General features: G+C 64.9%; 19 protein-coding genes. 5 read left to right on the forward strand and 14 right to left on the reverse strand.

The annotated features are described in order from the left end of the window. Positions 1-124: 124 nt before the first annotated feature. The 3 genes from DMR_RS05080 (at position 125) to DMR_RS05090 (ending at position 5,012) form a co-directional block, all read left to right on the forward strand. Complete coding sequence (locus DMR_RS05080; protein WP_043601515.1) at positions 125-2,524, forward strand: tetratricopeptide repeat-containing diguanylate cyclase; 2,400 nt, start codon at positions 125-127, stop codon at positions 2,522-2,524. A gap of 369 nt (positions 2,525-2,893) precedes the next feature. Next, entirely contained in the window at positions 2,894-3,907 is a 1,014-nt protein-coding gene (locus tag DMR_RS05085; RefSeq protein WP_015859836.1) for an acyltransferase family protein, read from the forward strand. A 13-nt stretch (positions 3,908-3,920) separates the two neighbouring features. Beyond that, entirely contained in the window at positions 3,921-5,012 is a 1,092-nt protein-coding gene (locus tag DMR_RS05090) for a hypothetical protein (protein ID WP_015859837.1), read from the forward strand. Between the two features lie 158 nt (positions 5,013-5,170). Here DMR_RS05090 and DMR_RS05095 read toward each other — a convergent pair whose 3' ends face one another. The 11 genes from DMR_RS05095 to DMR_RS05145 form a co-directional block, all read right to left on the reverse strand. Next, positions 5,171-5,737 carry a hypothetical protein gene (locus tag DMR_RS05095; RefSeq protein WP_043600121.1) on the reverse strand — a complete coding sequence of 189 codons (567 nt, stop codon included), beginning with the start codon at positions 5,735-5,737 and terminating at the stop codon, positions 5,171-5,173. A gap of 111 nt (positions 5,738-5,848) precedes the next feature. Then, complete coding sequence (locus DMR_RS05100) at positions 5,849-6,214, reverse strand: hypothetical protein (protein ID WP_232502880.1); 366 nt, start codon at positions 6,212-6,214, stop codon at positions 5,849-5,851. Next, positions 6,211-6,465: an FmdB family zinc ribbon protein gene (locus DMR_RS05105; protein ID WP_015859840.1), complete on the reverse strand. Its 255-nt coding sequence runs from the start codon at positions 6,463-6,465 to the stop codon at positions 6,211-6,213. Before DMR_RS05105 ends, DMR_RS05100 begins: the two co-directional genes overlap by 4 nt. Before the next feature lie 155 nt (positions 6,466-6,620). Continuing rightward, positions 6,621-7,004 (reverse strand): NifB/NifX family molybdenum-iron cluster-binding protein, encoded by a 384-nt coding sequence (locus DMR_RS05110; RefSeq protein ID WP_015859841.1) that lies wholly within the window; start codon positions 7,002-7,004, stop codon positions 6,621-6,623. 18 nt (positions 7,005-7,022) lie between these two features. After that, positions 7,023-7,919: an ATP-binding protein gene (locus tag DMR_RS05115; protein ID WP_015859842.1), complete on the reverse strand. Its 897-nt coding sequence runs from the start codon at positions 7,917-7,919 to the stop codon at positions 7,023-7,025. After that, complete coding sequence (locus DMR_RS05120) at positions 7,912-8,829, reverse strand: 4Fe-4S dicluster domain-containing protein (RefSeq protein WP_148208365.1); 918 nt, start codon at positions 8,827-8,829, stop codon at positions 7,912-7,914. The genes DMR_RS05115 and DMR_RS05120 overlap by 8 nt, the downstream gene beginning before the upstream one ends. 48 nt (positions 8,830-8,877) lie before the next feature. Continuing rightward, complete coding sequence (locus tag DMR_RS05125; protein ID WP_015859844.1) at positions 8,878-9,210, reverse strand: NifB/NifX family molybdenum-iron cluster-binding protein; 333 nt, start codon at positions 9,208-9,210, stop codon at positions 8,878-8,880. 15 nt (positions 9,211-9,225) lie between these two features. After that, positions 9,226-9,720: an iron-sulfur cluster assembly scaffold protein gene (locus DMR_RS05130; protein WP_015859845.1), complete on the reverse strand. Its 495-nt coding sequence runs from the start codon at positions 9,718-9,720 to the stop codon at positions 9,226-9,228. Then, positions 9,710-10,588 carry an Mrp/NBP35 family ATP-binding protein gene (locus tag DMR_RS05135; RefSeq protein ID WP_015859846.1) on the reverse strand — a complete coding sequence of 293 codons (879 nt, stop codon included), beginning with the start codon at positions 10,586-10,588 and terminating at the stop codon, positions 9,710-9,712. The genes DMR_RS05130 and DMR_RS05135 overlap by 11 nt, the downstream gene beginning before the upstream one ends. Then, positions 10,581-11,030: a hypothetical protein gene (locus DMR_RS05140; RefSeq protein ID WP_015859847.1), complete on the reverse strand. Its 450-nt coding sequence runs from the start codon at positions 11,028-11,030 to the stop codon at positions 10,581-10,583. Before DMR_RS05140 ends, DMR_RS05135 begins: the two co-directional genes overlap by 8 nt. A 584-nt stretch (positions 11,031-11,614) precedes the next feature. After that, positions 11,615-12,214 (reverse strand): NYN domain-containing protein, encoded by a 600-nt coding sequence (locus DMR_RS05145; RefSeq protein WP_015859848.1) that lies wholly within the window; start codon positions 12,212-12,214, stop codon positions 11,615-11,617. 479 nt (positions 12,215-12,693) lie between these two features. On the opposite strand from DMR_RS05145, the gene DMR_RS05150 reads away from it, so the two are divergent. After that, positions 12,694-14,085 (forward strand): M14 family metallopeptidase, encoded by a 1,392-nt coding sequence (locus DMR_RS05150; RefSeq protein WP_015859849.1) that lies wholly within the window; start codon positions 12,694-12,696, stop codon positions 14,083-14,085. Between the two features lie 89 nt (positions 14,086-14,174). Here DMR_RS05150 and DMR_RS24305 read toward each other — a convergent pair whose 3' ends face one another. Further along, positions 14,175-15,398, reverse strand: a complete 1,224-nt coding sequence (locus DMR_RS24305) for a hypothetical protein (protein WP_015859850.1) — start codon at positions 15,396-15,398, stop codon at positions 14,175-14,177. A gap of 529 nt (positions 15,399-15,927) precedes the next feature. On the opposite strand from DMR_RS24305, the gene DMR_RS05155 reads away from it, so the two are divergent. Continuing rightward, positions 15,928-17,388 (forward strand): DUF1254 domain-containing protein, encoded by a 1,461-nt coding sequence (locus tag DMR_RS05155; protein ID WP_015859851.1) that lies wholly within the window; start codon positions 15,928-15,930, stop codon positions 17,386-17,388. A 213-nt stretch (positions 17,389-17,601) separates the two neighbouring features. Here DMR_RS05155 and DMR_RS05160 read toward each other — a convergent pair whose 3' ends face one another. Together DMR_RS05160 and DMR_RS05165 are read right to left on the reverse strand one after the other, a co-directional pair. After that, positions 17,602-18,921: a phenylacetate--CoA ligase family protein gene (locus tag DMR_RS05160; protein ID WP_015859852.1), complete on the reverse strand. Its 1,320-nt coding sequence runs from the start codon at positions 18,919-18,921 to the stop codon at positions 17,602-17,604. A gap of 109 nt (positions 18,922-19,030) precedes the next feature. Beyond that, the gene (locus DMR_RS05165; RefSeq protein WP_006922657.1) at positions 19,031-19,750 is read right to left on the reverse strand and encodes an ABC transporter ATP-binding protein; all 720 of its coding nucleotides are present in this window, start codon (positions 19,748-19,750) and stop codon (positions 19,031-19,033) included. Positions 19,751-19,855: the final 105 nt, after the last annotated feature.

Below are 19,855 nucleotides of genomic sequence, written 5' to 3' on the forward strand. Positions count from 1 at the left end.
CGGGTTTGGCCCGCCCTTGGGGATGCCGCGCCCGGCGGCTGCCGTCAAGGGGCCGGCCGGCCTTGTTTTCCCTGGCCGGGGGCGCTACAGGTGGCCGGCCTATTTCACCATATGGGAGAACGCCATGGCCGCGCCTGCCTTGACCCAACGAGAGCTTATCGCCAACGAGCACGCCCTGCGCGACGTGTTCTCCCGGTTTCTGGCCTTCAAGACCCACAGCCTGTATTTTCCCAAGCCCGGCGACGCCCTGGCCGACGCCTTCGGGCCGGACCTGGGGCTGGCGGCCCATCTGCCCACCGAGCGCAAGGTCATGATCCCCCTGGCCGAGGACGGCCGGCTGCTGGGCGTCTTCGTGGCCCGCGGGGCCAGCCTTGGCGGACGCCGCGCGCTGCTCTCCCTGCTTCCCCGCATCGCCGCCATGGCCCTAGACCAGTTGCGCCTGCGCCTGGCCGCCGTGGCTGATCCTGTCACCGGTTTGGCCACCGGGGAGGCGCTTTTGGCGGCGCTTTCCCGGGAGATCGAGGCCGTGCAGCAGCGCATCCTGCCCGGCGGCGACAGTCTGGGCGATTTGCCCCTGTCCGCCTGCCGGGGCGGTTTCGGCCTCATCGTGGCTGACCTCGACCGGTTCAGCCGGGTGGCCGGTCGGTTCGGGTTTCTCATGGCCGAGGACGTGCTGGCCCGGGCCGGGGCGGCCGTGGCCGGGGCCACGCCGGAGGGCGGGCTGGCCGCCCGGCTCCACGACGATCTTTTCGCGGTCTTTTTGCCGGGCGCTTCGGCCGCGCGCTGCCGGGAGGCGGCCGAGGCCCTGCTGGCCGAGCTCGGGCGCACGCCGTTTCCCATTCCGGCCACGGGCGAATCGCTTTCGCTGACCGCCAGCGCCGGCTGCGTGAGTTATCCCCAGGACGTGCGCGGCGGCCAGTTCGCGGCCTCGCCGGCCGAGCAGGCCAGGCTGCTTGTCCACAAAGCCAAAAAGGGCCTGGCCGTGGCCAAGGATCTGGGCCGCGACCAGGCCATGGCCTACAGTCGCATTTTGGCCGAGGGCGGGGTGGTGCTCGAAACCCTGCCGCTCGCCCGGGCGGCCGTGAGCCTGGGCCGCTGGGTGGACGCCGAGCCGGGCCAGCGGTTTCTCGTCTGGTCGCCGCGCCTGGAGCGCGAGGTGGACGTGCGCGGGGCCGACGGCGGCCGCCTGAGCGGCCGCAGCCCGGCGGCGGTCAAGGGCGAGATCGTCCTGGCCGAGGTGGTGGAGGACATGGCCTTTGCCGAGGTGCTCCATCTGGCCGACCCCCATCTGCCCCTGGAACCCGGCGACCGGCTGGCCCTTATTCCCGAGGCCGAGGAGGGCGATGCCGCTGACGCTACCGGCGCGCCCCGCCGCGATCCGGCCTCGGGCCTGTACCCCTACCGGGATTTTCAGCGCGCCACCGCCCAGGCTCGGGAGAAAAACGCCGTTTTTTCCCAGGTCCTCATCCAACTGGCCGATCCGCCGGCCAGACGCCGGGCCGGCCGGCCGGCCGAGGCCGACATGGCCGCCGCGGCCGGGCTGTGCCGCCGGGTCTTCGGCCACGAGGCCGTGGGCGGGCGCTTCAGCGCTTCCAAACTGGTCTTTTTCGTGCCAGGGATCGACCCCGCCGCCCTGGCCGAACCGGCCGGCCGGCTCCTGGCTGCCCTGCGGGCCGAGTTGGAGCTCGACGCCGCCGTGGGCGTGGCCGGCCATCCCTGCCTGGACCATGCCCGAAGCGACGTGGCCGAGAACTGCCGCAAGGCCCTGGACCATGCCCTGTTGTTGCCGACCGGCCCGCGTCTGGCCGTGTTCGACTCCCTGTCGCTCACCGTCAGCGGCGACCGCCATTTCGCCATAGGCGACGTCTACGCCGCCATGGAAGAATACAAGCAGGCCTTGCTGGCTGACGAGAAAAACGCCCTGGCCCGCAATTCGCTGGGCATCTGTCTGGCGCGGCTGGGCCGGTTGCCCCAGGCCCGGGCCGAGTTCGAGCGGGTCATCCGGGGCGAACCCAAAAACGCCATGGCCCTGTATAACCTTGGCTGCGTGCTGATGCGCCAGGGCGAGGCCGCCGCCGCCCGGGCCGCGTTTCAGAAGTGCCTGCGGGCCGACCCGGCCCATGTGTCGAGTCTGCTGCGTCTGGGCCGCATGGCCGAGGAGAACCGGCGTTTTGCCGAGGCCCTCAAATATTACCGCCGGGCCCTGGCCGCCGGCGGTCCGGCCGCCCCGACCCTGCGCCATCTGGCCCGGTTGGCCTTCGCTCGCGGCCAGCTCGACGAGGCGAGAGAACATCTGCACCAGGCCCTTTTGCGCGATCCCAAGGACGCCTTTGCCCTGCAACTCATGGCCCGGGTCTATCTGACCGAGGGCGAGGACCCGGCCATTGCCGAGGCCATGGCCCGGCAGGCCGTGGCCCTGCGGCCGGAGCGCCGGGAATTCTGGGTGGAGCTGTCCCGGGCCCTGGCCGCCCAGGGCCGCCACGACGAGGCCCGCGCCGCCGCCGCCCGGGCCGAAGGCGTCTGATTTTGCCGGACATCCGCTTGGGGCGTATCTGCGCGCGGCGTGACCAGGCTCCGCGTCGCAACGTCACAACGTCGGCCCCTCCGCCAGGCGCACGTACGGCGCAGCATCCTGGCTCCGCCGCGTCCGTTTGCACCTGACCGGCGTAACCGAAACGCGCCGCCGCGCGCCGCCCCACCTGTGCGCCGCATCCTTGGTCCGGCTCTGCCCGGCGGTCCGGCGCGCCAATGCCCGGCCGCAAAGCGTCGTGTCTGAGCCGATTTTAGTGGCCTTCTCGCAAAAAAGCCCTTACGGATAGCATCGTGCCGGGACGCCTCCACGTCGTGCCCTGGCTCGCCCCTTTACCTCGCACTGGGAGATAACAGAACCGGCATGCGCTACTATTCCATTCAGATTCTCCGCATTGTTTTCATGTCCATGGTCCTCTATCTGCATGTGAGGGCGTATCTCTTCATTTATGGCGGGCAGACGGACACCGTCTTCAACCTGGTCCCAGATGCGTTCATGGCTGTTGCCTTGCCGTTTTTCAGCATCTCCGGCTTCATCATGGCCTTCCTCATCGACATCGGCTACCGCAACTTTCTGCCTCGGCGGTTGTTGCGCGTCTATCCGACTTACTGGTGCGGCGTGGCCATATCGGTCATTGTCGGCTATCTCATGTGGGGCAAGCTGCCCGGCAAGGAGCTTTTCGCCGCCGCCTCCCTGCTGCCGGTGGGGCCGGCCGATCTGCCGCTTCGGGTGGAGTGGACCCTCATTTATGAGATCGTCTATTATATCGTCATCGCGCCCTTTGCCGCGCCCCGGCTGCGACGCTATTTCCCGGCTTTCCTCGTTATATGGGGCTTGGCCGTGATCGTCGCCTATCTGGCTTTCGGCCTGCGCGAGGGCTATGTCTTCAACACCTGGCGCACGGTGCTTTTCGCCGGCTACAACCTCTATTTCATCACCGGCGCCCTGGTCTATTACCTGCAAAAGCGTACCGGCCCGATGCATCCGGCCCTGGCCGTGGGCATCCTCGTGGCCTGCTCCGTCTTTACCGTGGCCTGGGGCTGGAACCGGCCCCTGGGCGTCATCAAGTCCTTAAGCGAAATCGGTCCCTGGAGCCTGTGCACGGCGGCGACCTTGTTCGCCGTGGTCAAGCTTGAAGACTATGTGCGCCATCCCTTCCTCATCGCCGTGTCCAATTTCGGCGACTATGCCTATGCCTATTATTTGATCCACGCCGTCATCCTGTCGGCGGTCTTTTCCATCATGGTCTACACCCTGGGCTGGCCTCTGGATAATGCCCGAGCTTTTTTGGGTTTGGGCGCGGTAGCGGTCGGCGGCTGGTTTTTTGCCCGACTGGATCTGGCCTTGCATAACTTTTTCAAAAGCCGTCTGCGCTAGGGGGGAGTGCCCCATGCTCCAGTCCATCCGCTTCCTGCCGCGCCTGGTCCTGCTGGGGCTGGCCGCCCTGTTGCTGGGGACGGCCAGCGGCCGTGCCGAGGAATTTCCGCCCGATCCGGTGTTTACACAGATCGTCGCCAACCGCGACGCCTATGGCCGGGTGGTCTTTATTTTCGGCGACTCGGTGGTCATGTTGTGCAGCCTCACCGAGGTCGATTTCTCGGCCATCAAGGAAAACGCCAACGATCATGCCTATATGGTTTCGGCCATGGCCGAACTCATGCGCGACCAGGAAAAACCCAAGGGCAAGGGGACCGATCCGCTGTGGCCCATGCATTCCCTGGCCTCGTCCATGAATTTCCAGTTCGCGGCCGCCGGCCTGCTCGACACGCCCGACGGCGGCGACACCGTGCCTGCAGCCCGGCTGGTTGCCGCCTACGGCGGGGCGCTGGGGCAGCCTTTTCCCAAGGAAGTGGAAGCCCGGGCCGCCAAACTGACCGCGCTGGCCAAGGACGGCGTCATCCGCGACGGCGATGTGGTCATCCTTGAAGACGCCGGTTTCCACGGCCAGGACCCCGACGCCTACGAAGCCAACTGGCTGGCCCTTGGCCGGGCGGTGCTGGAAAACGTCGGGGCCGCCGTCATCCTGTGCGACATGTTCGACGCCATCCCGGACGGCTCCATCATGGGCGTACCGGCCGAGGCGTTTCGTTTCGAGGCGCTTTTCCCCTCGAAGGTTCCCGAGGGAAAGCGCAGCCATAACCAGGCCCTTCGCGCCGCCGCCGCCAAGCTGGCCGCCTTGCCGGACAGCAAGGGCAAGGTGACGCTGCTCGACCTGCGCCCGCGCATGGACGCTTTCAAGGCCGCCTTGACCGCGGAGCTTGGCGGCGAGGCCATCATGCCCGAAGGTATCCATCCCAGCCCCTGGGGCGTGGCCTTCATGGGCCGCGAATACCTGCGCGCCGCCGGACTGGCCCCGCAACTGACCAATCCCGCGCCCTACGTGGACATGCTGGCTGTCAACGCCGGCCGTCTGTCCCAGCCCAGCCGCCCGGCCACGGCCGACAAGGCCCGGCCATTCATTGAAGCCTGGATCGTGCCCTAGGCCTCACGGGGGAAAACGGGGCGCGGCCATCCCCCGGCCGGCGGACTGACCGCCGCCGTCATCGGTCCTGGGGTGAGGCATTGGAGCAGTCCGGGGAGAGGATGGAACGGATTTCGTGCAACACGCCGGGAGGGCACCCCCTCCCGGCGTGTTCATGTTTACGCCTCGGGGGCCGCGTCCATGGGGCCGCCGCACTGCGGGCAGCGGGGATCGGCGATGGGATCGTCGGCGGCCACGGCAATGCGCCGGCCACACATCCGGCAGGCATAAGCGGCCATGGGCACGGCCCGCACCTCAATGGTCGGGGCGGCGTTTTCGGGTTCGACGACGGCAAGGCTCAAGGTCGTGCGGGCTGAAGCCGGCAACGTGGGCTTGTCCTCGGCCGCCAGGGCCGGCGCGCTCTGGCCGGCATTGCGCTCGGCCAGGCGTTTGGCCACCAGTTCCACGATCTTGACCAGCTGTTCGCCGGTCTCTGCCTGGGCACCGCCTTGGCCGCAACCGCAACGGCCCTGCCCGCCGCCTTGTCCGCCGCTCTGGCCGCGTCCTTTGCCGCTGCCCATGCCCCCGCCCATGCCGCTTTTACCGCCGCCAAGCCCTCGGGCAGCCGAACCGATAAGGCCCTTGGCCAGCCCCTGGCCGGCCATGCGGCCCAGGCCCGACCCCATGCCCGCGCCGCCCACGGCCGCGCCGGTCAGCAGTTTGAGCAGCATCGTGAAACCGGCCATATGTCGTCTCCTTGGCCCGTTTGCCGGGACCGCGTTCAGGGTGGGGGCGGGCATGGAACCTCTCGCCCGGCCAACGTCCGCGTGCGCCTCGGGTAAATTTGTGATGCGGCCCTAGCTGATGGCCTCCAGGGCGGTCAGCAGCCGGACGGCTTCGGCCGGTCCGGGGGCGGGGGGCAGGCGCAGGAGGATGCCCAGGCCTTCGCCGATGTCGTGAAAGGCTTCGTCGGACAGGGATGAGATCACGGCCGAGGTGACCCGGGCATCGATCTCAAGCAACCCGGCCACCAGGGCAAAGGCGTCGCTGTCGGGCAGGTCGCTATCGACCACGCACAGGTCCGGGGCTTTCTCCCGCACGGCCGAGGCGGTGGCGGCGGCCGTGGGCAGACAGTCCACGGCGCAGCCGGCCTGGGCCAGGGCGGCGATAAACGGGGCCAGGGCCTCGGGATTGGTGGAAGCCACACAGATATGGCGCATCATGCCCCTGCCTTGCCGCAACACGTGCCGGGTCCGGCGCAACCGCTGGCCTGGCCGGGCCGGGAGCCGCAGCAGCCGTGGTCCGAGGGGCCGGGCCGGGATGGTCCTGACTTGCCGGTCAGGCTGCTGGTGGCCGCCATGAGCTTTCGGGCCGGCGCGCCGCAGACGGGGCAGGTCGGCGTATCGGTGGCCCCCGGCGTGATGGTTTCGCCGGCATAGGAGCAAGCGTCGCAAACAATCTCATAAATCGGCATTTTTCTCCAGGAACAGCCGCCGGCCGTGTTTTTCCACGCACCCGCCGACGCTGTAACATGCCTTCCCATACACCATGTTGGGGGTCCGGGGGCCTAAGGCCCCCGGCGGAGAGGTCCAGGAGAGGCAGCGCCTCTCCTGGCCGCCGGAGGCGCGCTTAATTCTCGCAACCGCCGCCGCAGGTTTGGTTGCGGCTAAAGGGGGTGAGCGAACCGGCCAGGAAAGCTTCCACGGCCTGTCCCACCGAGGCGGCCGGGCCGCCGTGGTAGACGGTGATGCCGACCTGGGCAAAGCCCATGAGCGGCCGCAGGCCCATGCCGCCGGCGACCAGGGCGCCCACGCCATGGCCGGCCAGGTGTTCCACCGGGGCCATGCAGCCGCCGTGGACGTGGGGGACGTTGGGCAGAGTATTGACGGCGGCCACGCGGCCGTCGGCCACATCCACCACGGTGTAGCAGTCGCAGTGGCCGAAGTGCGCGCCGAGTTCGCAGTCAAGGCCGCCGGGGGCGGCGGAGGGGATGGCGAGGCGGATAGTTTCCATGGGGCTTGTTCCTTTGGGTTAAAACGGGTTGCGTTGGGGTTTGGGGGCGGCGGCCAGATTAAGGACATTGGCCCAGGCCTCGGCCAGGGCGTCGGCCAGGGGGCCGCCGTATTCGGTGAGGGTTTGCCGGGCGGCCATGGCGGCGGTCACGTCCGGGCTGTAGGGCAGCCGGCCGACGATGGGCCGGCCGGCGTCGCGGCAGGCGTCCTCGATGCGGGCGGCCTCGTCGGGGTTGAGGTCGGCCTTGTTGAGGAGCACGGCCGTGGGCAGCTTGAAGTGGTCGCAAAGCGTAGCCACCCGGCCGAGATCGTGGCTGCCTGACGGGGTCGGCTCGGTGACCAGCACGGCCAAGGTCGCGCCGGTTATGGAGCTGACCACGGGACAGGCAATGCCCGGCGCGCCGTCGGCAAGGATCAGGTCGCGGCCTTGCTCCTTGGCCAGGGCCTTGGCCTTTTGGCGCAGCAGGGCGACCAGCCGGCCGGAATTTTCTGCGCCGGGATCGAGACGGGCGTGGACAAAGGGGCCGTAGCGGGTGTCGGACACGGCCGAGACGCCGCAGGTGCGGGGGGTGAACAGGATGGCCTGCCTCGGGCACAGGACGACGCAGACCTTGCAGCCTTCGCAGTGGGCCGGGTTAATAACGAATCGGTCGCGGTCGGCGGCGGACACGGCCCCGTAGCGGCAGCGGGCGGCGCATTCGCCGCAGCCGTCGCAGCGCGCCGGGTCGATGGCGGCCAGATGGCCGGCCACGAAGGGTTCGCGCCGGGAACCTCGCGGGGCCAGCAGGATGTGCAGGTCCGGGGCGTCTACGTCGAGGTCGCACAGGACGGCGTTGCGGCTCAGGGCGGCAAAGGCAGCCGTCACGGAGGTTTTGCCGGCCCCGCCCTTGCCGCTTAGGACCACGATCTCAGGCATGGGCGGCCTCCCGGGCGGTTTGGGGCAGCTCGGCCAGGGATCGAGCCAAGGCGAAGCACACGGCCCGGTAGTGGGCCCCGGCTTCGTGGAGCAGCCCGCCCCGGGCATAGGTCTCGGCCACGGTCCGGTCGCTGGCGATTTCGGCCAGAACGGGCAGGTTGTGCCCCCGGCACAGGGCCAGCAGTTCGGGCGTGCCCGGGCCGGAGCGGTTGATGACCACGGCCATGGGCTTGTGAAGCGGCGTGAACGCCTCCACGGCCAGCTCGAAATCGTGGATGCCAAAGGGCGTGGGTTCGGCCACCAGCAGCACGGCGTCGGCCCCGGACACGGTGGTCACGGCCGGACAGCTCACCCCGGGCGGGGCGTCGATGAGCACGTCCGCGCCGGGTTCGGCGACCTTGTTCAGGCGAGCCAGCACGGCGCGAATGAGCGGCGGGCTTTGGGCCTCGCCAATGCGCAGCCGCCCGGCCAGATAGCTGGCCGTCTCGGTAGCGCCTTCCTCGATGCGGCCAAGCTCGCGGGAGCCGGCGACCAGGACGCCGGTGGGGCACACGGCCAGACAGCCGCCGCAGCCGTGGCACATCTCCGGGAAAACCAGCGGTTTGCCGGCCATGACCGTGACCGCGCCGAACTGGCACAGCTCCCGGCAGGCCGCGCAATCGGCGCACAGGGCGGCCTCGGCCACCATGGGGACTTCGAGCTTGGCCGTCTCGGCCCGGCGGATGACCGGGCGCAAAAACAGGTGCAGGTTGGGTTCCTCGACGTCGCAGTCCACGGCCACCACCGGCCGGCACAGGGCCTGGCTCCAGATGCTGGCCAGGGCGGCGGTTACGGTGGTCTTGCCCGTGCCGCCCTTGCCGCTGGCAATGGCCAGACGCAGGCCTTTTTTCACGGCGCGCGTCATCGCCATGGCCGATCCTGGGGCATCGGGGACAGCATGTTCGTTGCGTCCACGGCCTTAGCCCGCCTGGCCGGCGCGGTAGGCGGCCACGGCTTCGCCCACGGTGCGGCCGTCGAAGCCTTCGACGGCCGTCAGCCCGGCGGTCTTAAGGGCGGCGGCAGCCTTGGGGCCGACCACGCCTGAGAGTACGACGGAGGCTCCGGCGTCGGCCAGACGACGGGCGGCCTCCAGGCCGGCTCCGTGGGCCATGGCCTGGGAGGAGCCGTTGTCGAGATAGGTGACGTTACCGGCCGGGTCCACGAGGACGAAGCCGGCGGCCCGGCCGAAGCGCGGGTCCACGGCGTCGCCCAGGGTGGGACCTTCGCTGCTGACGGCGATGATGGCGTGCATGTTTATCTCCATGGGTTAGGCCTGGGCGTCCTGGCTGGTTTGCTGGCCCTGGGCCGCGGCCAAGGCGCCGCCGGCGATCATCCAGCGGTGGACGGCCTCGCGCACGGCGGCGGCGGCCAGATAGGCGCAGTGGCGGTCGTCGTCGGGAAACCGGCCCACGGCCGCGACCACGGCCGCTTCGTCGATGTCCACGGCCTCGTCCAGGGTCTTGCCCACAGCCAGGGACGCTGCGGTGACGGCGGCGATGAGGCTTGAGGCGCAGCCGTCGGTGTCGCAGTCGGCGGCCGTGACGCGCTCGCCGGAAACGAGCAGGTTGATGGTGATGGTATCGCCGCAGGAGCCCTTGACCGTGCCGATGGTGGTCGGCGCTTCCAGGCGCGCCCTGTTTGGCGCATCGCGCCAGACGGCAAAGCCTTTCTCGCCGAAGCGGGCGATGAGGTCGTCGCGCTGCTCCTGCTCGAAAACGTCGAGCAGCATGTCCAGGGTGTCCTTGTCGGGGCTAGCCGGCATGGGCGGGCTCCTTGGCGTCGGTGGCCTGCGGGGCGGCGGCCGGTCCCACGGCCTGGATGGCGGCAGCCAGGATGGGCTTGAAGGCGGCCGCCGCCGGTCCCTGGCCGGCCACGGCCAGATAGACGTCGCCGTCGTCGCCGGAGCGGGCCACTTCCGGGTCGATGGGCAGCCGGCCCAGAAACGGCACCCCGGCTTCCTCGGCCAAACGCTCGCCGCCGCCGGTGCTGAAGATGTGATGGGTCGCGCCGCAGTCCGGGCAGACAAAACCGCTCAAGTTCTCGACAATGCCGAGGATGGGGTTGCCGAGCTGGCGGCAGAAGGTGATGGAGCGGCGCACGTCGTCCACGGCCACGTCCTGGGGCGAGGTGACGATGAGGCCCATGGCTTTGGGGCCGAAAATCTGGAGCACGGACAGGGGTTCGTCGCCGGTGCCCGGAGGGCAGTCGACCACCAGCACGTCGCGCGCGCCCCAGTCGACCTGCTCGGCCAGTTGGGCGATGACCCCGGCCTTGGCCGGTCCGCGCCAGATGACGGCGTCGTCGCGGCTGGGCAGAAGCAGGCCGATGGACATGACGCCGAGGTTCCAGTGCCACTCCACGGGCACCAGGCCGCGCGCGGACATGCCGGGCTTGAAACCGGTGAGCTTGAGCAGGCGCGGGATGCTCGGGCCGTGGACGTCCACGTCGAGCAGCCCCGTGCGCAGGCCCTCCATGGCCAGTCCGGCGGCCAGGTTGGCGGCCACCGTGGACTTGCCCACGCCGCCCTTGCCCGAGAGCACGACAATGACGGACCGGACCTGATCCAGGCCGGCGGCTTTGGGCTTGCCGCCGATTTCTTCGTTGAGGTCGCGAAGGCCTTGTTCATTCATGGCGAAGCAACTCCGTCAGGTTGTCCCGTCGGCCGGGCCGGCCCGGACGGCCCGGGCCGGAGGCGATCCGGCCCGGGCGCGCGCCAGGGGCGAGCAGGGCGTCGAGGCGGTTATGCGCGATGGCGGGCAGCACATCGGCCACGTCGCCGCTTATCCAGGCGGCCACGGCGATGCCGCGCCGGGCAAAGGGAGCCAGGCAGCAGCAGGTGGCCCCGCCGCAGACGAGGTGCCCGACGTCGGCGGCGGTGAGCAGATCGGCCAAGGCGATCAACCCGCCCGGCGGCATGGTCCAGGAGGCCAGGGCGGCCACGCCGTCCGGGGCCAGGGCAAAGCAGCGGAAGATCGTGGCCGTCTCCAGCAGGGTGGCGAGCCTGGGGCCGTGGCAGGCCAGACAGACCCGGCAGGGCGGCGTGGGAAAGGGGTGGTGTGGTTTGGGCGGCATGGCGGTGCTCTTGGCCGAGCCAAAGGCAGGAACCGTGCCGAAAATAAAAAGTTTGTTATTTTTAATGGTTGATGGCGAGACGTCAGCTGAGGCCAGGATGCTGGCGGATTTTAGGGCGAATAATTAGCCCATACTGCGCTGTATGGGATTATAATTCACCCTTTGTACGAAACGACGGTTGTTGGATAAGTATCTAATAGGCTGTAATTAAATATATTTTTTGTCGCGGTTCCGGGCTAAAAAAAATCCGAGGGGGGCTGCGTCGACGCGAGAGGAGGGAGGCGGCGCCAAGCCGTCTGGTCCTGAACCCGGTCGAAGCGGGAAGCGGCATACCCCTGTGGCAGCCTGATCATGAAATGATCGGACCGGGAAAGCCTGAACGTCCGGGGGCTGTTAACCAACTCGGCGGAAGCGAAAAAACAAACGGCCGGGACGTGTGTCCCGGCCGCATGGCGTCAAAACTGGCAGGCCCGAAGCGGGCAGCTGTAGCGTTCCTTAAAAAATACGGTAGTATTTTGAAGGAGAACCTATAGTTCCAAGGTCTTGCCTACGGAATGCCTTATGCGCTTTTTGCGGGCGCGACACTAGGACATGACGCGGGCTTCGCGGGCCACTTCGTGGGCGAACTCATCGATCCACCAGATGCGGTCGGCCCGGCACTGGAGGTCGGTGGAGACGCCGTTTTTAAAGACCAGCAGCTCGAAACGCTTGTTTTTTTCGGTGATGTACTCCACGGCGTCGAGGAGGTCGCTGTCGCCGGAAGAGAGAATGAGCGTGTCGTAGTTCTCGATATGGGTCAGCGCCAGGGTGGCCAGGCCCACGTCGACGCCTTTTTGCTGTTCGCGGCTCAAGCGATGGGCCCGGTCGTTGGGGCAGGTGACGGGCACCTTGCGGCGGCACTGTTCGCAGTAGAGTTCGTTGATTTCGCTGGTGCGCAGTTCGTAGAGCTTGGTGATGATCTTCGGTCCCTGGGGCGGAGCGGAGCGCATCCAGTTGTAGAAGGCGATCTGGGATTCCGGGGTGGGATGGGGAATGGAATTGAGGTAATAGGCGCGCCAGATGGGTGTTTCGGCTTCCAGTTTGTTGCGCAGCTTGACATAGTCAATGCTATATTCTCTGCTGAAATAGGATTGCCCCCGGTACATGTAGCCAGCGTCAATGAGCCACAATCGGCGATTGGTCATCGGTACGTCCTGTTTTTTGGAATTTTTTAAGCGACAAATAAGCCAGCTTTAAAAGACGAGACAGCGGAACTATACAGGAACCAGCGGACCTGGGAAGAGGCTTCGCAAAAAAAATAATTAACTGTAAAATTAGATGGTTGTGACTTTATGAAAAGCCAGTAGCGGGAAGGTTGCGACGGCTTGGCCGTGGGGCGGCAGACTGGCCAAGGGGCGTGCGTGCCGGGGCGTGTCGCCCTGGACGGCGTTGTGGGCCAGGAGACGCGGCTACGGGCAGGCCAGTGCCCGGGATATCTGTGTGAAGCTGTCTGCCGGAGAGGCTGGCGGTGCACTCCCTTGACAGGTGGGGCGACAACCGTTTGCCGTCGTCCCGGGGTGATGCCAACCCGCCCAGCACGGCAGCTCGTCGAGGTGACTTTTGGCCCGGATTGGCGTAAGCTGGCCGCGTCCTGCCACCTCTAAAAGCGCCGCGCCGAGGTCCCATGCGTTTGCTCACGGCTCTGCTTGTCCTGCTTTTCGCCGCCACGGCCGCGCCCTGCGGCAACCTCGACTTTACCCTGCACAAGCTCGACTCCGGCCGCCCCGGACCGACCATCCTGGTCATCGGCGGCATCCAGGGCGACGAACCGGGCGGATTCTCGGCGGCGGCCTTGCTGGTCTCCCACTACAAGATCAACTCCGGCGCGGTCTGGGTGGTGCCTAATCTCAATTTCGTCAGCATCATCCGCTGTTCGCGGGGCGTGTACGGCGACATGAACCGCAAGTTCGCCGACCTCGACCCGGGCGATCCGGAATACGCCGCCGTGCAGAAGATCAAGGCCATCATCCGCGACGAAAAGGTCGACGCGGTGCTGCACCTTCACGACGGCTGGGGCTACTACAGCCCGACCGTGGTCAACGAATGGCAAAATCCCCTGCGCTGGGGCCAGTCGGTCATCATTGACCAGGACACCGCCGAAGCGCCGCGTTACGGCAACCTTCTGGAGCTGGCCGGCCGGGCCGTGGCCGCCGCCAACGAGCACCTCTACGAACCGCTGCACGCCTACCACGTCAAGAACACCCATACCCATGACCTCAACAGCGAAACGGCCAAGGAAATGGCCAAGACGCTGACCTATTTCGCCATCGGCCAGGGCAAGCCGGCCTTTGGCATCGAAGGCAGCAAAAACCTGCCGCCGCCCATGCGGTCGTACTACCATCTGCGGGTCATCGAGTCGTTCTTCAAATCCTTTGGCCTGGAGTACGAACGCACGTTCGAGCTTGGCGCGCCGCAAGTGGCCGAGGCCCTGCAACAGAATGTGGCGGTGTCGTTTTTTGGCGACAAGATGTTTCTCGATCTGCGAAACGCCCGGGAACGGCTGCGCTACATTCCGCTCAAAAAGGACAGCGCCGTGGAATACCGGCCGTCCAGCCCCATCCTGGCCCTGGTGTCGGCGGACAAAAGCCTCAAGGTGTATTTCGGCAACACCAACGTGACCGAGCTTGATCCGCAGTTCGTGGAGTTCGACGCGAGTCTGGCCGCCGTGCCTATGGATATCGACGGCGCGCGCCGGGAGGTGCCCTTCGGCCGGGTGGTGGATGTGCGGCAGGGCTTTTCCGTGGCCAAGGGCTCGGACTACCGGGTCAACGTCATCGGCTTTTCCAGGCCGGGCCTGACCGACGAAGCCGATACGGTCATCGTCCGGGGCGATTTGAAAAAGGAATTTTCCGTGGACAAGGCCGGCCTCGTCTACCGGGTGGAAGTCTACCGGGGCGAGAAGTTTTGCGGCATGATCCTGGCCAACTTCGTGGCTGACGCGCCGCGCCTGGCCGCGCCCGACGACAAGCTCCTGCGAAAGCTCAAAAAGACCGGCGAAATCCACCTCGGCCGGTAGCCAGTCTCCTCGCCAGCGGCGCGGCCTGAATCTCTCCCCTTTCTATAGACCGAAGAGATTAAACGACAATACAGCTTGACATTGTGAGTCTATAAGGATCTTTTGTCACAAAATCCAATAGCGAGGCCGGACTTGCTCTGATAAATGCGAAACATGAGCTTGAACTGTATGGCGTTTCTGGTCTCAATGCTTGATATTTTTCGTTTTAAATCATTGCTTAGCTCTGTCCAGTGCCATTTCGGTATAGAGCAAATTATTTCAACTGTAGATGAAAATGCTTCTTTTTGGAAATGGAGGATCTCTTCATATTTTTGGTATACTGCATATTTGACTACGTCTTCTGAAATACCAATGAACACGAAGCAATTAATGCCTGAGAAACGAACAATTCCAGTGTAGTTATGGTTAATGACGTATGACTTGCCCAGGAAAAAAGTGTCAATATTGTATTTTCCTCCAATTCTATATTGGTTGAATGGTTCGCGGTGACTGTTGAGGAGTGGAATGTTGTCGAATTCAAAAGGATCTTTTGCATTGTCAATCAGGTTAGTCCTGTTAAGAAGTGTCGCTGATAAATTTGAGCGGGGGCTGATGTAACTTGTCCACGCGGATAAATATGATAACCTGTTTAGTAGTTTAGTTTCTTGTGGAGACCTGTCGTATGGTGTTGGTTCGGGGTCTAGGATCCAGCATCGTATTGGATGTGAATTGCTGCTCACTGCAGCAATTGTTCCGTACATTAGTGGTGTTTGTTGAGATTTAGAACGAACTTGTTTTTTCTTTTCCTCAATGCTTTTCTTGTGACTAGATATTGAACTATTTTTTTCGGTGTTGTCATTGCTGCAGTTTCCTTTTGTCTCGATTTGGATTATATTATTTCCATCGCTTGCAATTTCGTAGTCTAGTGTTTTAAATTTATTTTGCTCTGGGATTTTTCTCCAATCAGCCCCTGTTAGCCCATGTATTTTATTGACGACAGAGAGCCCAATCCCTTCGCCGATTCTTTCTGTCATAGCGTTGTTGAGAGGTAGTGCCACTGGGTTAGCAACTATAGATTTATTATTTAACAGGATAAATCCATCCAACTCCTTATGTGCCAGATCGATCTTTCTGGATATTGATTCGTAGCTATCGTAACCACTAAGGTTCGGTCGTTTTTTGTAGAAGAGATAATAGGTGAAAAACTCTGCGAAGGGAATGTCGCATCCCGTTGTGACGAGTTGATCAATAGTCTTAAAAGATGGATAGTTGCTCAAAAGTTCACGGTGTGTTTTGTTGTAATACTGAAGAGTAATTTTTATATCAGCATCCATGGTAGATCCTGTTGGTACAGTTAGTTAACAAAGCATGTTGCTGTGATGTCCGTCAATTAAAGGGAACCGTATGCTAAGCTATGTGTGCTGTGTTTTCGGCCCACATCCTGAACGCTATTCGATGAGCATATTTATTTCAATGTATTTATTTTTAGCAAAGTTGAGGCTAGGGTTACGGAAAACCTGAGCGCAAGAGCTCTTTCCTGTAACTTGAATATCAATTGCCAGATTTTGAAGAATCCTCAAAAATTCCGCAACAAATAAATTGCTCTATGCTGCCACGCACTAACTGACCTAAAAGTGCATGCACGGTTTATTCTAAATCATAGCACTTCCCGGACGGCACGCCCCGCCTTCGGTGGCCCAGGCGGCGCGACTTCCCGTCGTGACGCCGTAATCCCTTGCCAGAAACTTCCCTTTGTCTGTATCCTGTCAGGCAAGATATCCACTGCGGTATCCGGCGCGGCGCACTGCACAGTCGACGCCAGGCACTGCCGTACCCAAGGCACTCAACCGAGAGGAGTATGGAATGAAAGGGACATTTGCCTGGCGCGCCGCACTGGCCGCCTTGGCCGCGCTGCTGTTGCTGGCCGGTTGCGCCCGGCGCGGCGACGTGGTCGCCAAGGCTCAGGAACAAGACAAAGACCGCCTCGATTTCGCCCAGGTCCGGGCCATCGCCGAGGAAGGCTTTATTTATGGCCTGCCCATCGTCATGAACTACGCGGTCACTTACGAGTTCGCCGTGGACCGCAACTCCGGGCAGTTCAAGGCGCCGTTCAATCAGCTCAGCAACGAAAGCCACGTGTTCACTTACAAGGACACGACGGTGATCACGCCCAACAGCGACACGCCGTATTCCTTCGTGGCCATGGACCTTCGGGCCGAGCCCATGGTGCTCTCCGTGCCGGCCGTGGAAAAGAAGCGCTACTACAGCGTCCAGCTCGTGGACGGCAACACCTTCAATTTCGGCTACATCGGCAGCCGGGCCACGGGCGACGCCCCGGGCGACTACCTCGTCGTCGGCCCGGACTGGAAGGGCGAGACGCCGGCCGGCATCCAGGGCGTCTTCCGGTCGAGCACCGCCTTTGCCATCGCCATCTTCCGCACCCAGCTCTTCACCGCCGCCGACATGCCAAACGTCAAGAAGGTGCAGGCCGGCTACAAGGCCCGCCCGCTGTCGGCGTTCCTGAAAAAGCAGCCTCCGGCCGCAGCCCCGGCCGTGGCTTTCCCCAAGATCGACAAGGAACTCGTCAAGCTCGAATTCTTTGACTACCTCGACTTCGCCCTGCAGTTCGCCCCGGCCGGCCCCGAGGAAATGGCCATCCGGGAAAAGCTCGCCCGCATCGGCGTGGGGCCGGGCAAGACCTTCAGCTTTAAAGACCTGTCCCTGGCCCACAAAGCGGAAATCCTGCTCGGCATGAAGGCCGGCGAGGCCAAGGTCGTGCAGGCCGTGGCCGATCTCGGCAAGGAGATCGACGGCTGGCGCATCGCCGGAGCCTTTGGCGATAGGGCCTTCTACCACGGCGACTGGCTGCTGCGCGCCGCCGCGGCCAAGGCCGGCATCTACGGCAACGACGCCGTGGAGGCCGTCTATCCCATGGCCAAGACCACGGCCGACGGCCAACCGCTGGACGGCAGCAAACACGATTACGCCATCACCTTCCCGGCCGGGCAGTATCCGCCGGTCAACGCCTTCTGGTCCATCACCATGTACGACGGCGTGACCCAGTTGCTCATTAAAAACCCCATCAACCGCTATCTCATCAATTCGCCCATGCTGCCGGGGATGCGCAAGAACCCGGACGGATCGCTGACCATGTACCTGCAAAAGACCTCGCCGGGCAAAGCCAAGGAAGCCAACTGGCTGCCGGCCCCGGACGGCCCGATCTATCTGGTCATGCGGCTGTATTGGCCGAGAACCGAGGCCCCGTCGGTGCTGCCGCTGGGCGCGGGCACGTGGCAGCCGGCCCAGATCGTCAAGACGCGGTAGGCTGTAGCGCCAAGAACGCCATGGGGTGAGGGTGTAGGCGCGACAAACGCTGTCGACGCCTTTACTGACACGACGGCTGGCCGGGCGGTGGCCGGAAAAACACCAGCCGCGTTTGCCGCAAACGCCAAACGGCCCGGGAATCGTCGGATTCCCGGGCCGTTTTTCTCTATGGGGCTTGGCTGTCCCCCTCGGCGCTGTGCAGGAGCGGGACCGCTACTTGACCGGCGTCAGGCCCCGGCGGTCGGCCACGCGGATGGTCTTGCCTTCCTCGCCCCGGGCCAGGCTGCCGGGTTCCACGAGCCGCACCCCGAAACCCACGCCAAGCTCCGAACCCAGCCGGCGCTCCAGCTTGTCCAGAAGCGCCTGATGCTCGCCCACCCGGTCGAAAAGCAGTTCCTCGGTGGGTTCCACTTCCACCAGCGCCTCGTCCAGCGCGCCCTTGCGGGTGAGCACGATGCGGTAGTTGGGCGTGACCCCTTCCACTTCCAACAGCAGCGATTCCACCCGGGACGGGAAGACGTTGACGCCCCTTATAATGAGCATGTCGTCGCAGCGCCCGAGGATGCGGCTGATGCGGCGCATGGTGCGGCCGCAGGGGCAGGGTTCGGGGATGATCCGGGTGATGTCGCCGGTGCGGTAGCGGATCATGGGGAAGGCTTCCTTGGCCAGGGTGGTGATGACCAGTTCCCCTTCCTCGCCGTCGGCAAGGGGGTCGCCCGTGGCCGGGTCGATGATCTCGATGAGGAAATAGTCTTCGCTGACGTGCATCCCGGCTTTTTCCAGGCATTCGCCGGCCACGCCCGGCCCCATGATTTCGCTGAGGCCATAGTTGTCCGTGGCCGTGAGCTTCAGGCGATCCTCGATGGCCTCGCGCATGGCCTCGGTCCAGGTCTCGGCCCCGAACAGGCCGAAGCGCAGGGACAGGGCGTTGACGTTGACGTCCATGGCGTCGAGGGTCTCGGCCACGTGCAGGGCGTAGCTGGGCGTGGCCACGAAAACCGAGGTGCGGTAGTCCTGCATGATGGCGACTTGGCGGCGGGTGCCGCCGCTGGAGGCCGGGATGACGGCCGCGCCCACGGTTTCGGCCCCGTAGTGGAAGCCCATACCGCCGGTGAAAAGCCCGTAACCAAGGGCGATCTGCACGATGTCGTCGCGGGAGACGCCTGCGGCCACCATCACCCGGGCGACAAGGCGCGACCAGGCCTTGACGTCGTTTCGGGTGTAGCCGGCGACCACGGGCTTGCCCGAGGTGCCCGACGAGGCGTGCAGACGCACCACATCGCGCAGGGGGACGGCGAAAAGCCCGTAGGGGTAGGCCTCGCGCAGGTCGGCCTTGGTGGTAAAGGGCAGCCGGCGCACGTCGGCCAGATCGGCAAAACTTTCGGGATCGATGCCCTGTTCGGCGAAGCGTTTGCGGTAGAGCGGCACGTTTCTGGCGACGCGGGCAAGGGTCTCCTGCAACCGCTCCAACTGGAGCTGGGCCAGATCCTTGCGGTCCATGGTCTCGAATTTCGGCTCAAAACACTCGCGCATGGCAATAGCCCCCGTTACGTTCTCAATACCTCGCCTCCCTTTACCCCCCATTCAGGGGGTCCGGGGGGCTTAGCCCCCCGGCCGCCGGAGGCATCTTCTCTTAATCTCTCTAATTATCCTTCTCGCGCCCAAGGTAGGCGCGGCGGACGTCGTGGTTGGCGAGCAGCTCCTCGGAGGTGCCGGAGAGCAGCACCCGGCCGGTTTCGAGGACATAGCCCCTATCGGCCACGGCCAGGGCGCTTTTGGCGTTTTGCTCGACGAGCAGCACCGTCAGCCCCTTGTCGCGGCGCAGGGTGGAGACGTGGCGGAAGATTTCCTTGCAGACTTGCGGGGCCAGCCCCATGCCGGGTTCGTCCAGGAGCAGGCAGCGCGGCCGGGCCATGAGCGCGCGGCCGATGGCCAGCATCTGCTGTTCGCCGCCGGACAGGGCGGCGGCCTGCTGGTCGCGGCGTTCGCGCAACACCGGAAACATGGCGTAGATTTCGTCAAGGTCGGCGGCCACCTCGCGGCGGCGAAACTTGGTGTAGGCCCCGAGGAGCAGATTGTCGGCCACGGACAGGGGGCCGAAGACGAGGCGGCGCTCGGGCACATGGGACAGGCCCAGGCGCACGATGCGCTCGGGTTTTTCAGCCTCGATGCGCTTGCCGTCAAATTCGATTTCGCCGCCCGAGACGCGCTCGACGCCGGAGATGGCGGAGAGCAGCGTGGTCTTGCCCGCGCCGTTGGCCCCGATAAGGGCGACGATCTCGCCCGGGGCCACATGCAAGGATACCCGCCGCACGGCGTGCACCCGGCCATAGTGAATATCAACGTTACGAAGGGTCAGCATTGGAAGAGTGCCTCCGGCGGCCAGGAGAGGCGCTGCCTCTCCTGGACCTCTCCGCCGGGGGCCTCAGGCCCCCGGACCCCCGATATGGGGTATGGTGTCCTGCCT

The sequence above is a fragment of the Solidesulfovibrio magneticus RS-1 genome (genome assembly GCF_000010665.1).
Taxonomy (GTDB): Bacteria; Desulfobacterota; Desulfovibrionia; order Desulfovibrionales; family Desulfovibrionaceae; genus Solidesulfovibrio; species Solidesulfovibrio magneticus.

Coding starts and splice junctions, on each gene's coding strand:
- DMR_RS05080 (WP_043601515.1), top strand. CDS start 125: ATGGCCGCGCCTGCCTTGACCCAACGAGAGCTTATCGCCAACGAGCAC.
- DMR_RS05085 (WP_015859836.1), top strand. CDS start 2,894: ATGCGCTACTATTCCATTCAGATTCTCCGCATTGTTTTCATGTCCATG.
- DMR_RS05090 (WP_015859837.1), top strand. CDS start 3,921: ATGCTCCAGTCCATCCGCTTCCTGCCGCGCCTGGTCCTGCTGGGGCTG.
- DMR_RS05095 (WP_043600121.1), bottom strand. CDS start 5,737: ATGGCCGGTTTCACGATGCTGCTCAAACTGCTGACCGGCGCGGCCGTG.
- DMR_RS05100 (WP_232502880.1), bottom strand. CDS start 6,214: ATGATGCGCCATATCTGTGTGGCTTCCACCAATCCCGAGGCCCTGGCC.
- DMR_RS05105 (WP_015859840.1), bottom strand. CDS start 6,465: ATGCCGATTTATGAGATTGTTTGCGACGCTTGCTCCTATGCCGGCGAA.
- DMR_RS05110 (WP_015859841.1), bottom strand. CDS start 7,004: ATGGAAACTATCCGCCTCGCCATCCCCTCCGCCGCCCCCGGCGGCCTT.
- DMR_RS05115 (WP_015859842.1), bottom strand. CDS start 7,919: ATGCCTGAGATCGTGGTCCTAAGCGGCAAGGGCGGGGCCGGCAAAACC.
- DMR_RS05120 (WP_148208365.1), bottom strand. CDS start 8,829: ATGGCGATGACGCGCGCCGTGAAAAAAGGCCTGCGTCTGGCCATTGCC.
- DMR_RS05125 (WP_015859844.1), bottom strand. CDS start 9,210: ATGCACGCCATCATCGCCGTCAGCAGCGAAGGTCCCACCCTGGGCGAC.
- DMR_RS05130 (WP_015859845.1), bottom strand. CDS start 9,720: ATGCCGGCTAGCCCCGACAAGGACACCCTGGACATGCTGCTCGACGTT.
- DMR_RS05135 (WP_015859846.1), bottom strand. CDS start 10,588: ATGAATGAACAAGGCCTTCGCGACCTCAACGAAGAAATCGGCGGCAAG.
- DMR_RS05140 (WP_015859847.1), bottom strand. CDS start 11,030: ATGCCGCCCAAACCACACCACCCCTTTCCCACGCCGCCCTGCCGGGTC.
- DMR_RS05145 (WP_015859848.1), bottom strand. CDS start 12,214: ATGACCAATCGCCGATTGTGGCTCATTGACGCTGGCTACATGTACCGG.
- DMR_RS05150 (WP_015859849.1), top strand. CDS start 12,694: ATGCGTTTGCTCACGGCTCTGCTTGTCCTGCTTTTCGCCGCCACGGCC.
- DMR_RS24305 (WP_015859850.1), bottom strand. CDS start 15,398: ATGGATGCTGATATAAAAATTACTCTTCAGTATTACAACAAAACACAC.
- DMR_RS05155 (WP_015859851.1), top strand. CDS start 15,928: ATGAAAGGGACATTTGCCTGGCGCGCCGCACTGGCCGCCTTGGCCGCG.
- DMR_RS05160 (WP_015859852.1), bottom strand. CDS start 18,921: ATGCGCGAGTGTTTTGAGCCGAAATTCGAGACCATGGACCGCAAGGAT.
- DMR_RS05165 (WP_006922657.1), bottom strand. CDS start 19,750: ATGCTGACCCTTCGTAACGTTGATATTCACTATGGCCGGGTGCACGCC.